Consider the following 13,516-nt stretch of genomic DNA (forward strand, 5'->3'; position numbering starts at 1 on the left):
ATGAGGTGAAGATATGACATCGAAAACAATGAGTCATTTACTAATGAAAATTGAGAATGGTGTAATGGAATTAACATTAAATCGTCCTGAGGCATTAAATTCATTTAGCCCTGAGCTAATTCAAGGGTTAAAATCAGCACTACAACAAGCCAAAGCGGATAAAGATATTCGTGTTATTGTATTGAAGGGAGCGGGAAGAGCTTTCAGTTCTGGTGGAGATGTAAAAAGGATGGGTTCAAGATCGCCTATAGCTACTTATGAACATATTGGGAATTTGAATGAGCTTATTCTTTTAATACAATCTGTAGAGAAACCAATCATTGCAGCCGTACATGGATATGCGGCAGGAGCAGGGTTTAATCTAGCACTAGCATGTGATTTAATCTTAGCAGAAGAAGAAACTAAATTTATTTTAAGCTTTTCTAAAGTAGGCTTAATTTCGGATGGCGGCGGCTCTTATTTTCTACCTCGACTAGTTGGATTACAACGTGCGAAGGAACTATTATTTAGCGCAGAGCCATTAACAGTTGAAAAAGCATACGAATTTGGCATCGTTAACCATATTTACAAAAAAGGTCACTTTGAAGATGATGTAAAACAATATGCGGAAAAATTAAGTGCTGGGCCAAATATTGCGTATGGATTCATTAAAAAACTTACTAACGAATCTTATCAGTTATCATTAAAACAAGTATTAGAACAGGAAAGGATTACACAAGGTACGATGGTAACAACAGAGGACCATCATGAAGGAATTACTGCTTTTAAAGAAAAAAGACAACCTGACTTCAAACGTTCTTAAATTAAATATGACACCTCTATGAGCTATTCTAAAAAGTTAAGGAGGAGATTAAATTAATGCAAACAAGACATTTTGATCACTGGCCAAAGCTTCCAAAAAAACTGATTGTTCCAGAAACTTCAGTTTACCAAAACTTGGAATTCTCAGCACTTCAATATCCTTCGCGAGAGGCTATCCATTATTATGGAAATGAAATAAGCTTTAAGCAATTATTAGACGAAGTGAAGAGTGTTTCTAGTTATCTTCAAACGGAATTACAGGTAAAAAAAGGAGATAAAGTCCTGCTCTTTATGCAGAATTCTCCACAGTTTGTCATTAGTTTCTATAGCATTATGAGAATCGGCGCAGTCGTCGTTCCGATTAACCCAATGCTTGTTACGAGTGAGTTAGCTTTTTATATTAATGATTGTCAAATTGAAACAGCAGTTATCGGTCAAGAATTACAACCTATTGTAAAACCACTTATTGAACAGACTTCTTTGAAACACCTACTTATTGCCTCCTATTCAGATTATATTGACCCACAAGATAACATAGATAGACCAGATGTAGTTGCAGAACCACGAAAAGAATGGACAGAAGAGCAAGATCATTTCCGGTGGGATGACGCTATAAAGATAAGAGAAATCGTTCCTTATTATACGAGCAAACAGGATGATTTAATCGTCCTTCCTTACACTTCAGGAACAACCGGTGTACCAAAAGGCTGTATGCATACGAATTATTCTGTTCAAGCCAATACCGTTGGTGGTGCTTTATGGGGGAGGATTTCAAGTAGCAATGTCATTTTATCTTCTTTGCCATTTTTCCATGTGACCGGAATGGTGCAAAGTATGCATGTACCCATTTATGCTGGAAGTACCATGGTCATTATGACTAGATGGAATAAAGATACGGCATTACAACTTATTGAGAGAAAGCAGTGTAGTAATTGGACAGCTATAAGTACGATGTTAATTGATTTTATTTCTAATCCAAAATTAACAGCTGATCGTATAGCTTCACTTATTGGCATTTCCGGTGGTGGCGCTACTTTGCCGGAAGCAGTTGGTCAGAAATTAGAGAAATTAACTGGATTAACTTTTTTAGAAGGGTATGGCTTGACCGAAACAATTGCACAAACCCATTCAAATCCAACAGATCATCCGAAAATGCAATGTTTAGGCATTCCCTTCTTCGATGTGGATGCTAGAATTATAGATCCTATTACAAATGAAGAATTGGGAATCGATGAGGTTGGTGAAATCATCATTCATGGTCACCAAGTAATGAAAGGTTACTATAATCGTCCAGAAGAAAATGAAAGCGCTTTTATTACTATAGAAGGAAAACAATTTTTTAGAACAGGTGATTTAGGAAAAGTAGATGAAGAGGGTTATTTCTTTATTGTTGATCGTGTAAAAAGAATGATTAATTCTTCAGGTTATAAAATTTGGCCGACAGAGGTGGAGTCGATTCTATATCGTCACTCTGCGATTCAACAGGCTTGTGTCGTTGGGATTCCTGATCCGAGACGAGGAGAAGCAGCAAAAGCCTTCGTAATATTAAATGAAGACAGTAAAGGAAAGACATCTGCTGAAGAGATTATTCAATGGGCTAAAGAGCATATGGCTGCCTATAAAGTTCCGAAAGTGGTTGAGTTTAGAGAGTCTTTCCCGATGACATCTAGCGGGAAAATATTATGGCGTAAACTGAAAGAAGAAGAAGAATCGAAAGTGAATCAACAAAAAGTCTAATCTTCTACTGACGTGAAAAAGGGGGAAAATGATGGAACTTTTAATGCAACAATTGTTTAATGGATTAACAATTGGGAGTGTCTATGCCCTAGTAGCTTTAGGGCTCACTTTAGTATACGGCATTCTCCATATTCCAAATTTCGCTCACGGTGCTCTGTACATGGTAGGTGGATATATCACTTTAATTATGATGACTGAAGCAGGTTTACACTATATTCTCGCAATGGTTGTTTCCATTTGTGTAGTCGGACTATTAAGTGTCTTAATGGAGAGACTTGTGTTCTATCCTCTAAGACACTCTCCTCCTATTCAAGATAAAGTGGCTGCCATCGGTATTTTACTTTTTCTTGAAGCATTAGCACAGTTTATATGGGGAGCGGACTATCGCCAAATGTCAACACCTTTTGGGCAGGTGGTGGAAGTGTTTGGTCTCACACTGACATTGCAGAGAATACTCATTGTATTCGCAGCAATTGCGGTAATGATTTTGCTTTACTGGTTCTTAAAGAAAACATTTACGGGTAGGACAATCATTGCAATGGCCCAAAATAGAGAAGGGGCGCAATTAGTAGGTATCAACACACATAAAGTAGCGATCCTCACTTTTTTTATTGCTGGTGCTCTGGCGGCAATTGGTGCTTCACTTACGTCACCAATTAACCTCGTCTTTCCTGGAATGGGACATCTGGTAATCCTAAAAGCTTTTGTCATTATCATCATCGGTGGAATGGGCAGTATTCCAGGAGCCATATTGGGTGGATATATCCTAGGGTTCACGGAAAGTTTAGGAGCAACCTACCTTTCTGCAGATTATAAAGACATCATCGCTTTTGTATTATTAATTCTCATTCTATCAATCAAGCCTCAAGGAATTTTCTCTAAAGGAGGCGTATAGAATGAACGTTCTAACAAACAAGAAGGTAATTATACCTTTGCTCATCGTTCTCGGAATCGTTTTCCCTTTCGTTATTCCGAATCTTTATTATCTTCATATTATGACTTTGGCTTTTATTTGGACCATCGCAGTTTATGGCTTGAATTTACTTGCGGGTTATACAGGTTACTTATCTTTAGCTCATGGTGGTTTCTTTGCAATTGGGGCGTATGTTATCGGCATCCTTACTGTTAAACTTGAGATGGGTTTTTGGTTAAGCTTTTTGTTAGCCCCATTGGTAACGATGTTCATCGGGTTAATCATCGGGCTGTTTGCCTTAAGAACGAAAGAACACTTTTTTGCTATATATACCCTTTGTGTAGGCTATATTATTTACCTAGTGATTGATAAGTGGGAAGGTCTAACTGGTGGCGTAAGAGGACTAATTGGTATCCCTTTGCCAGAGGCAATCGGTCCAATTACTTTTCAATCACCAACAGCTCAATATTATTTAGCGTTTTTCATTTTTCTCCTCGTTGTGGCTGTCATTTATCGTATCGTGCATTCACTAACTGGGAGAACATTTATCGCTATTCGTAATAGTGAAGATTTAGCGTTATCACTTGGTATTTCAACTAAACGGAATAAACTTCTTGCCTTTGTACTTTCCACTTTTTTTGCTGGTTTGGCAGGAGCGATGTATGCAGGTTTTATCCGTTTCATCGGTCCAGAAATAGCTTATACAACGATCACATTTGATTTGCTTACTTATATGATTGTTGGTGGAATTGGTACATTTGCTGGTCCGATTGTAGGGACATTTCTTATCGTGATCATCTCGCAAAATCTACAATTCTTACAAGATTATCGGATGCTCATATTTGGTCCATTATTGACATTACTCATCATCTTTTCTCCTAGAGGAATTGTTGGGTTTATTCAAATGCAGTTGTATCAAAGAAAACGGAAAAAACAGGAATCTCTTGCTTACAAAAACAGGGAGGAGGAGACAAATGCTGGAGGTTAAAGGCTTAACGAAGCGTTTTGGTGGAAATGTAGCAGTGAAGTCAGTGGATTATTCCGTCCAACAAGGGAAGATCAACGCCATCATTGGCCCTAATGGTGCGGGGAAAAGTACATTCTTTAACTTGATTACAGGTGTGCACGAACCGACCGAAGGAACCATTATCTATAAAAATGAGGAGATTACTAGACAACCAGCGAATGTGATAGCAAAGCTAGGTGTGGCAAGGACATTTCAAAGTACACACTTATTTGAAATGTCGACGGTGAAAGACAATGTAATTGTTGGCCATCGCTTGCGAACGAAATCTAATCTGTTTGATAGTATCTTTCGGACGAAAAGGCTAAAAGAAGAAGAACAACAATGTATCGCCAAAGCAGAGGAATCTTTAGATTTCGTTGGCTTATCACATGTAAGTGATCAACTAGTAACAAATATTTCTCAAGAAGAGAAGAAACGTGTTGCTTTCGCATTAGCACTTGCTACTGATCCTGAGATCGTTTTTCTCGATGAACCAACAGCTGGGGTCAATCCTGATGAAACAGATGAAATGGCAAAATTAATCCAAAAAATGGCGGATAAAGGTTTAACGATTTGTCTTATTGAGCATAAGATGCCGATGATTATGCGGTTGGCGCATCATATTATGGTTTTAAACTATGGAGAAAAGATTGCAGAAGGAACACCAGCAGAGATCCAAAAAAATGAAGAGGTCATCAAAGCCTATTTAGGAGGGACGGTGAGTGCTTAAATTAGATGGAGTTTCTGCTAAATATGGAAAATATTTAAGTATTAAAGATATTGATATTGATGTTGTGGAAGGCGAGATTGTTGTTTTACTAGGGGCGAATGGAGCAGGGAAAAGCACGACTTTCAAAACAATTAGTGGTCTATTAAAAGCAACTTCAGGCAAGATACTTTTTAATGATGTACCTATTCATCAAACGGCACCTGAAAAGATTGTACAAATGGGGATTGTCCAATGTGCCGAGGACCGTAAATTGTTTCCTTATATGAACGTAGAACAAAATTTAATGATGGGAGGTTATATTCATCGTAAGCGTAAAGCGCAATTGAAACAATCATTAAATGATGTGTTCGAGCTTTTTCCGATTCTTTACGAAAAAAGAAATGAAGCAGCAGGTTTACTAAGTGGTGGACAACAGCAAATGCTTGCAATCGGCAGAGCTTATATGGCTAAACCGAAGTTAATGTTACTTGATGAACCTTCCATTGGGCTAGCACCACTTATTGTTGAGCAAATGTTTGAAAGCATTAAAAATATTAATCAAGAAGGAACAACCATTCTTTTAGCAGAACAAAATGCATTTGCAGCGTTAAGTATTGCGAAGAAAGGTTATGTGTTTGAAAATGGGCAGATTGCATTGCAAGGGACTGCGGATGAGCTTTTATCAAACCAAGAGGTAAGAAAGGCTTATATTGGTGCATAAGTAATAATTATTAAGGGGGAGAGTTTTATGAAAAAGCGGAAATGGTTAAGTGTTTTAGTCGTATTCACTATCTTTTTTCTATCAGCTTGTGCACAATCAAGTGGTGGCAATGGTGAGAAAGTCGTCAATATTGGTTATAGTGGTCCATTGAGTGGTGCTGCTGCTTATTATGGTGAAAACACATTAAATGGTTTGAAGATGGCAGTAGAGGACATTAATAAAGAAGGTTTTGAAGTAAATGGTGATAAATACAAACTGAATGTTGTTGCCTTGGATGATAAATATTTACCTAATGAAACAGCATCAAATGGAAAACGCTTAGTTCAAGAAAACCAAACACCAATTATATTCTCGCCACATAGCGGTGGCATCTCAGCGTTACAAGTATTTAACGAAGTGGATAATTTCATCGTATCAGCCTATTCGAGTGAACCAGATATTGTTGAGCGTGGGAATACATTAACTGTTAGAATACCGCCGAGCTATGAAGGATATATTGAGCCATTCTCCGATTATGCGATGGATAATTTCGGAAAAAAATTAGCTGCTATTCCGCCTGTTACGCAATATGGAAAAGATTGGGCTGAAGCGATTATTCCATACTGGGAAAGTGCAGGAGGAGAAGTAGTTCATAAAGCTTCAGTTGATTACTCGAAAGATACAGACTTTTTTACTCTTTTAACGAATGCATTAAAAGAAGAGCCAGATGTCCTCTTCATTGGTGGACCTTCAGAACCTACTGCTAAAATTGTATCGCAGGCAAGACAGCTTGGATATGACGGAGGTTTTATCGTGATGGACCAAGCGAAATTGGATGAAATGAAAAATGTGACAGGTTCATATGATGTATTAGAAGGAGCGATAGGTGTTGTTCCGCTTATATATACAGAATATTCTGGAACAAAGGAGTTTATTGATAAGTATCGTGAAAAGCATGACAAGGACCCAGGTTCTGAAGCAGGCTATCACTATTTAGCAATGTATGTATTTGTAGAGGCAATGAAAGCAGCGGGATCTGTTGATGATGCTAAGCTTATACGGGAACACATTGAAGATGGATTAACTAATTTACCAGATGATAAAAAAGTATATGATTTGAAACATATTGAAGAAAATGGGGCAATCGAAAACTTTATCAGAATGGGTGTAATTAAAGATGGTGAGTTTGAAGAAGTAGATGTAGAGTAAAAAGAGGGCGTCTGTGAGTGAAGAAGGTTCACAGACGTCCTATCTTTTGTTTTACCTTAATTGATAAGGGTATAGAGAAGTAGAACGTATAAAATGGAGGGATAAAATGGGTAATCGAAGTATTCTATTAGTCGAAAGACCAACCGGAATGCCAAATGATAAAAATTTTGAATTAGTAGAGAGTGAAGAACTTCCTCGTTTAAATGAAGGGGAGGTATTAATACAAACCATTTACCTTTCTGTTGATCCATATATGAGAGGCAGGATGAGTGGGCGAAAATCATATATTGAGCCTTTTGCATTAAATGAAGTGTTATCCGGTGGAATTGTAGGTCAAGTAATTGAATCAAAGGATGGTAATTTTAAAGTGGGTGACTATGTGGAAGGGCGTCTTGGCTGGTCTGATTATAATGTAGCTAAAAGTCATCAAGTACGTAAATTAAATCCTTCTATAGCTCCTATATCAACAGCATTAGGTATTGTGGGAATGCCAGGATTAACAGCTTATTTTGGCTTACTAGATATAGGTGAGCCTAAAGAGGGAGAGACGGTTGTGGTCTCTGGAGCAGCAGGTGCCGTCGGTTCAACGGTTGGGCAAATAGCTAAATTAAAAGGCTGTAAAGTGATAGGAATCGCTGGAACGGAAGAAAAATGCCAATATTTAAAAGAAGACCTACATTTTGATGAAGTCATCAACTATAAAACTGATAATATAAAGGATAAGGTTAAACAATATACACCCGATGGCGTCGATATTTACTTTGATAATGTAGGTGGAGATATTTCCGATGAAGTAATAAAAAGAATTAATTACAAAGCAAGGATTATTCTTTGTGGACAAATCTCCTCCTATAATGCGACAGAAATAGAGCATGGGCCGAGAATACAAGGGTTATTAGTACAAAAAAGCGCATTAATGAAGGGTTTCATTGTTGGTGATTATGCAAATAATCACGAAGAAGGCTTGAAGCAACTTGGAGAATGGGTTAATTCAGGAAAGCTTCAATATCGTGAAAATATCGTGGAAGGTTTAGAAAATGCTCCTCATGCTTTTATTGGCTTATTTAAGGGAGATAATTTAGGTAAACAACTGGTTAAAGTGAGTGATGATTAACATGAACGAACTATAAGAGCATGGATATTGGAGAAGAACAAATAACGTGTTTGGCATAATTTGTTCTTTTCCTTATTATTGTGAATGTTTGATCCTGCTACTAGCTCTGTAATAGAACAATAAGGGACAATTAGATACATATATTGGAGGAATGTTATGCAACTATTTGAGCAAAACCATAGCAACTACTCCTTTGAGATATTTTCTACTTCACACCTTGTAATGGTAGTACTCTTTTTAATAGGATCCTTCTTCTTATATTTCCAGAGAAAAAGGTTAGCCGGACATAAAACGATGTTAAGAGTAATATTCTTATTGCTCTTGCTCTTTTTAGAAGGAAGTTATCACTATTGGTTATGGATAGGTGGAAAGTGGGATGTCTCTTTTGCTTTGCCTCTTCACTTATGCTCGATTAGTGTGCTACTTTGTTTGCTATTACTTATTTTACAAAAACGTTTGCTCTTTCAATTAACTTATTATATTGGTATTGCGGGAGCGACTATGGCTATCTTAACGCCAGAATTGTTTTTCGGATACCCACATTTTCGTTATTTTCAATTTTTCTTTATCCATATGATCATCGTATGGACAGCTCTACTTTATATATTTAGCTTCAAGTACTCTCCATCAAGTAAAGGGGTTGTAGCTGCGTTTATTTCTCTTAATATATTTGCGATTATAGCGGCTGTTATTAACTATGTTACGGATGGAAATTATATGTTTCTTTCTCGAAAACCAGCGACGAGTTCTGTGCTCGACTTTTTTGGCCCATATCCTTATTACATTTTTGTTCTTGAGGCTGTAGCAGTATTGTTATTTGTACTTATGTATCTTCCTTTTAAGGATAGGAGGAAAGACCCTTTAGAGAAAAGAAAAACAATTAGTTGATTAAATCGGCCCATTTTTTTCATAGGTGTCACAAAATGGACAAATAAAATGTAACTATTTTCTTTTGTGTTACATTTTGTTTTAGTGATAAAGAACTGTTTATTGTGGATGCTATTGGAAGTTTAGTATGTATTTTCTTTTAAATTGTAATTATATTACATATAAACCATGTTTTTCACGGTTTGTTTTTCTTCGTATGCACTCTATCATGAATGAGAAATGATAGATTAGGAGTGTACAAAGAGATGAAAAAACAACTCGTGTCAATAGCAGCGGCTACTACTCTTTTTGCGGCAACATATGCAGAAGTTGGAGCAGCGCAAACACATACAGTGCAATCAGGTGATACTTTATGGAAATTGTCTAATACATATAATCTTTCCATCAATCAATTAAAGGAGTGGAATCAGCTAAAGAGTTCTACAATTGTTGTTGGTCAAAAGCTGAAGGTAAATGGGGCAGAACAAACAAGTACCTATACAGTCAAAAGTGGAGACTCACTTTGGAAAATTGCACATCAACATGGTATCTCTGTCATTGATTTAAAAAACATCAATGGGCTGAGTTCCGATAGAATATATCCAGGGCAGAAATTAAAGCTAAAGGTGAGTTCAGGGGGGGCACCTTCAACCCCTAATACAAACCAATCAACTTATACAGTACAATCAGGTGATAGTCTCTGGTTAATTGCCTCAAAGCATCAGTTATCAGTGGCGCAGTTAAAAAATATGAATAACTTAACAACGGATGTAATCCGTCCAGGTCAGGTATTAAAAGTGAGTTCATCTAACTCCTCGGCTGGTGGAAATCAAACTAGTAATAACCAACATTCACAGGTAAATCAATTAATAAAAGAAGCGAAAAAACATATCGGTGTTCCTTATACTTGGGGAGGAAATTCACCGTCTTCAGGGTTTGACTGTAGTGGATTTCTAAAATATGTTTTTAATCAAATCGGTGTTTCCATACCACGAACAGTGGAGACGATTTGGCAAGCGACTACATCTGTTTCATCTCCACAACCAGGTGATATTGTTTTCTTTGAAACGTATAAAAAAGGACCATCACATGCCGGTATTTATTTAGGCAACAATCAATTTATTCATGCTGGAACAAGTACAGGTGTAACAATTGCTGATATGTCTTCAAGTTATTGGAAACCGAAATATTTGGGTGCTAAAACGGCATTATAAAAACTGGATTTAAAAGAGCATTTGGGAGACAGTTCCTAGGTGCTCTTTTTTAGGTTAAAACACTGAATTACTCTGTAAATATTCTAAATATTTAAAATTGACAAAAAAGACTATTTTAAATAAAATATTATATATAGATATATAGTATCGAATACCGATAAAATGAGAGGGTGAAAAGTATTGGTTAAATTAGAAGTGCCAACTGTTCAATTGACATCAGATCAGCAGTCATTTAGAAATGAAGTCCGTGCATTTTTAAGAGAAGAAATACAATCCGGGCATTTTACACCTACATGTGATTCATGGCTAAGTGGAGAATCATCTACTTTTTCGAAAAAGCTAGGTGATAAAGGTTGGATTGGAATGACATGGCCGCAAGTGTATGGTGGAAGTGAAAAGAGCGCCATTGATAGATATATTTTAACAGAGGAGTTGCTTGTAGCAGGTGCACCCGTTGCTGCTCATTGGTTTGCTGATAGACAAACGGGGCCATTGCTTCTAAAATATGGGACGGAAAATCAAAAAAAGACTTTTTTACCGCAAATCACAAAAGGGGAATGTTTCTTTGCTATTGGTTTAAGTGAACCGAATGCTGGCTCTGATTTAGCTGCCATCAAAACTCGGGCAGTACGAACGGATGGCGGCTGGCTACTCACTGGTTCAAAGATATGGTCAAGTGGTGCTCATATCGCTCACTATATGGTCGTACTATGTCGTACATCACCAGAAGATGAAGAAAATCGCCATGATGGTATGAGTCAGTTAATTGTTGATTTACATGTTAATGGTGTGACCATTCGCCCAATCACTTTTTTAACAGGTGAGCATCATTTTAATGAGGTATTTTTTGAAAACGTTTTCGTTCCAGATGAACAAGTGGTCGGTCAAGTCGGGAATGGTTGGAAACAAGGAATGGCAGAACTTGCTTATGAAAGAAGTGGACCAGAGAGAATACTCAGTACATACCCATTATTTTCAGGTGTAATTGATGAACTAAAAAGGATAAATGATCGAGAAGGATTAACAGAAATGCTCTCGCTCCTTCCAGAGCTATGGAGCATTAGAAATTTATCTATTGGTGTGGCAAAGTATCTTGACGAGGGGAAGGATGTTTCATTTATTGCCTCACTTGTTAAAGATAGAGGAACAACTTTTGAAACAAAAGTGGCAGAGACGGTGAGGTTAGTATTGTCTAAGCACCCTGATTTATTAAATAGTAAGTCTATCGGTGAGCTGTATACACAATCTATTTTGCATGGCCCAGGTTTCACTCTAAGAGGGGGAACAACGGAAATCTTACGAGGAATTATTGCCAAAGGGGTTGTATCAGAATGAGTGAAATAAAAGAGTATATTTATGATTCGGCCAGTAAATTTTTGAAGAAACAATCTACACAGGACTTACTTGAAAAGGGACAAAAGGGTTTATTTGATGATGAGTTATGGGCATCCCTAAATGACATGGGTCTAACAGGAGTAAATATACCGGAAGCATATGGTGGAGTGGGTGGAGATTATGAAGATGGTTTTACAGTTATTAGATTAGTTGGTCAATACCCAATTCCTCTACCTTTACCTGAAACTTTAATTAGTAAATGGATTCTGTCACAGTACGAGATGAAGATCACTCATGATCAACCGTTATCATTCCATTTTAATGAACAAAACCCTTTGGAAGTTAGGAAACATAACGGTAACTATATTTTAAGCGGAGAGGCTTTAAATGTACCTTGGGGAAGGGTAGCAAAAGAAATCGTTGCCCTCGCTAAATGTCAAAACGAGTGGATGATGGTCCTCTTACCAGTAAACGAGTCAAAGATACATGAACAGGTGAATCTAGCCGGTGAACCACGTGATTCCTTGATTTTTCATGACATTCATATTGGAGATTCAGCCATCAAAATAATAGAAGATTGTGAGAGTAAGAAAATAGTAGAGCAACTGTATGCATTGGCTAAAGCGGCGATGCTTGCTGGCATTAGTGAACGAGTAGTACAGGAGTGCCTGTCTTATGCAAGTGAGCGTAAACAGTTTGGCAAGAATTTATATCGTTTTCAAGCAGTGCAGCAACATATCTCACTTCTAGTAGGAGAAACCGCTGCTTGCTTAGCTGCTGTTAACAATGCAGTGGAAATGCTTCAGGGTAGCTATGATTCGTTGTCTATCATGTTGACGAAGATAAAGGTGAGTGCCGTTGCAGGCGATATTGCGATGACCGCCCATCAGCTCCATGGAGCTATTGGGATGACATATGAACATACGCTGCATCATTTAACAAAACGGTTATGGTCATGGCGTGATGAAGCTGGAAATGAGCGCTATTGGCAAGGGGAATTAAGCACTTATATAGCACACAGTCCAGTCACTATTTGGTCACTATTAGTGGATAATCACGAAGTTAAATCCATTTTATAAGGAGGTAAAGAAAATGTCTGATTTACATTTTGAGGTAAGAGAAGGAATTGCACAAATTATATTAAACCGCCCAAATGCAATGAATGCGTTTAGTGAGGAAATGCTAGATTTATGGATTGACGCACTACAGACTGTGCGAGATTCTAATGATATACGTGTTGTGATTGTTAAAGGAAATGGAAAAGGTTTTTGTGCTGGTGGAGATATGAAAGAGATGGGCGCAGGCAGGGGATTTTATCGTTCTGATGAAGATCGTGTAACCACTGGTCTTGCAAGAAAAAATTCACTATGGAAAAAGGTACAACGGATCCCTTTATTATTGGAAGAGATTGATCAACCTGTTATTGCACAAATTAATGGAGCGGCATTTGGAGCAGGTCTTGATATGGCATTAATGTGTGATATCCGCATAGCCGCAGAAGGAGCGAAGCTATCTGAAAGTTATACAAAAGTCGGCTTAGTTCCTGGGGATGGTGCTGCTTATTTTCTTCCGAGAATAGTTGGAATAGACAAAGCTTTAGATATGCTTTGGACAGCGAAAGTATTGACGGCTAATGAGGCGAAAGAAATGGGATTGGTCACATTTGTAATTGCTGATGATGAGTTGGAAGGTTTTACAGAGAACTATGCCAAAAAATTAGCAAATGGACCACAAACGGCCATTCGCTTCATTAAAAGAGCTGTCTATCAAAATCAAACAATGAGCCTAAGGTCATCATTAGATATGATTTCTTCGTTTATGGCAATCACAACCGAATTAGAAGATCATCGTGAAGGAGTAAAAGCGGTAACAGAGAAGAGAAAACCGAAATTTCAATGAATGGATGTGAAG

13 protein-coding genes are annotated in these 13,516 nt (G+C 37.5%); all 13 read left to right on the forward strand.

Features of this window, described 5'->3' with window-relative positions:
* The first annotated feature begins 13 nt into the window (after positions 1 to 13).
* The 13 genes from MKX83_RS11395 to MKX83_RS11455 all read left to right on the forward strand — a co-directional run bounded on the left by MKX83_RS11395 (position 14) and on the right by MKX83_RS11455 (position 13,504).
* Entirely contained in the window at positions 14 to 802 is a 789-nt protein-coding gene (locus MKX83_RS11395) for an enoyl-CoA hydratase/isomerase family protein (protein ID WP_095373426.1), read from the forward strand.
* 56 nt (positions 803 to 858) lie between these two features.
* Entirely contained in the window at positions 859 to 2,538 is a 1,680-nt protein-coding gene (locus MKX83_RS11400; protein WP_322909269.1) for a long-chain-fatty-acid--CoA ligase, read from the forward strand.
* A 31-nt stretch (positions 2,539 to 2,569) separates the two neighbouring features.
* Complete coding sequence (locus MKX83_RS11405; RefSeq protein WP_095373424.1) at positions 2,570 to 3,433, forward strand: branched-chain amino acid ABC transporter permease; 864 nt, start codon at positions 2,570 to 2,572, stop codon at positions 3,431 to 3,433.
* A gap of 1 nt (position 3,434) precedes the next feature.
* Positions 3,435 to 4,439, forward strand: coding sequence for a branched-chain amino acid ABC transporter permease (locus MKX83_RS11410; RefSeq protein ID WP_095373423.1), 1,005 nt, complete (start codon positions 3,435 to 3,437; stop codon positions 4,437 to 4,439).
* Positions 4,426 to 5,187 carry an ABC transporter ATP-binding protein gene (locus MKX83_RS11415; RefSeq protein WP_095373422.1) on the forward strand — a complete coding sequence of 254 codons (762 nt, stop codon included), beginning with the start codon at positions 4,426 to 4,428 and terminating at the stop codon, positions 5,185 to 5,187. Before MKX83_RS11410 ends, MKX83_RS11415 begins: the two co-directional genes overlap by 14 nt.
* A complete protein-coding gene (locus tag MKX83_RS11420) occupies positions 5,180 to 5,887 on the forward strand; it encodes an ABC transporter ATP-binding protein (protein WP_307314199.1) in 708 nt (235 codons plus the stop codon). The genes MKX83_RS11415 and MKX83_RS11420 overlap by 8 nt, the downstream gene beginning before the upstream one ends.
* Positions 5,888 to 5,914: 27 nt before the next feature.
* On the forward strand, positions 5,915 to 7,075 hold the full coding sequence (locus MKX83_RS11425; RefSeq protein ID WP_307314196.1) for an ABC transporter substrate-binding protein: 1,161 nt from the start codon (positions 5,915 to 5,917) through the stop codon (positions 7,073 to 7,075).
* Positions 7,076 to 7,181: 106 nt separating this feature from the next.
* Positions 7,182 to 8,189: an NADP-dependent oxidoreductase gene (locus MKX83_RS11430; RefSeq protein ID WP_095373419.1), complete on the forward strand. Its 1,008-nt coding sequence runs from the start codon at positions 7,182 to 7,184 to the stop codon at positions 8,187 to 8,189.
* A gap of 156 nt (positions 8,190 to 8,345) precedes the next feature.
* On the forward strand, positions 8,346 to 9,077 hold the full coding sequence (locus MKX83_RS11435) for a YwaF family protein (protein WP_322909270.1): 732 nt from the start codon (positions 8,346 to 8,348) through the stop codon (positions 9,075 to 9,077).
* 245 nt (positions 9,078 to 9,322) lie between these two features.
* Complete coding sequence (locus tag MKX83_RS11440; protein ID WP_341055393.1) at positions 9,323 to 10,270, forward strand: C40 family peptidase; 948 nt, start codon at positions 9,323 to 9,325, stop codon at positions 10,268 to 10,270.
* 180 nt (positions 10,271 to 10,450) lie between these two features.
* Complete coding sequence (locus MKX83_RS11445; RefSeq protein WP_322909272.1) at positions 10,451 to 11,605, forward strand: acyl-CoA dehydrogenase family protein; 1,155 nt, start codon at positions 10,451 to 10,453, stop codon at positions 11,603 to 11,605.
* Positions 11,602 to 12,684, forward strand: coding sequence for an acyl-CoA dehydrogenase family protein (locus MKX83_RS11450; protein WP_322909273.1), 1,083 nt, complete (start codon positions 11,602 to 11,604; stop codon positions 12,682 to 12,684). Before MKX83_RS11445 ends, MKX83_RS11450 begins: the two co-directional genes overlap by 4 nt.
* 13 nt (positions 12,685 to 12,697) lie before the next feature.
* A complete protein-coding gene (locus MKX83_RS11455) occupies positions 12,698 to 13,504 on the forward strand; it encodes an enoyl-CoA hydratase/isomerase family protein (RefSeq protein ID WP_322909274.1) in 807 nt (268 codons plus the stop codon).
* Positions 13,505 to 13,516 lie beyond the last annotated feature (12 nt).

The sequence above is a fragment of the Cytobacillus sp. FSL M8-0252 genome (genome assembly GCF_038007345.1).
Classification (GTDB): domain Bacteria; phylum Bacillota; class Bacilli; order Bacillales; family Cytobacillaceae; genus Cytobacillus; species Cytobacillus kochii.

Coding starts and splice junctions, on each gene's coding strand:
- MKX83_RS11430 (WP_095373419.1), top strand. CDS start 7,182: ATGGGTAATCGAAGTATTCTATTAGTCGAAAGACCAACCGGAATGCCA.
- MKX83_RS11455 (WP_322909274.1), top strand. CDS start 12,698: ATGTCTGATTTACATTTTGAGGTAAGAGAAGGAATTGCACAAATTATA.
- MKX83_RS11400 (WP_322909269.1), top strand. CDS start 859: ATGCAAACAAGACATTTTGATCACTGGCCAAAGCTTCCAAAAAAACTG.
- MKX83_RS11450 (WP_322909273.1), top strand. CDS start 11,602: ATGAGTGAAATAAAAGAGTATATTTATGATTCGGCCAGTAAATTTTTG.
- MKX83_RS11415 (WP_095373422.1), top strand. CDS start 4,426: ATGCTGGAGGTTAAAGGCTTAACGAAGCGTTTTGGTGGAAATGTAGCA.
- MKX83_RS11435 (WP_322909270.1), top strand. CDS start 8,346: ATGCAACTATTTGAGCAAAACCATAGCAACTACTCCTTTGAGATATTT.
- MKX83_RS11440 (WP_341055393.1), top strand. CDS start 9,323: ATGAAAAAACAACTCGTGTCAATAGCAGCGGCTACTACTCTTTTTGCG.
- MKX83_RS11405 (WP_095373424.1), top strand. CDS start 2,570: ATGGAACTTTTAATGCAACAATTGTTTAATGGATTAACAATTGGGAGT.
- MKX83_RS11395 (WP_095373426.1), top strand. CDS start 14: ATGACATCGAAAACAATGAGTCATTTACTAATGAAAATTGAGAATGGT.
- MKX83_RS11425 (WP_307314196.1), top strand. CDS start 5,915: ATGAAAAAGCGGAAATGGTTAAGTGTTTTAGTCGTATTCACTATCTTT.
- MKX83_RS11410 (WP_095373423.1), top strand. CDS start 3,435: ATGAACGTTCTAACAAACAAGAAGGTAATTATACCTTTGCTCATCGTT.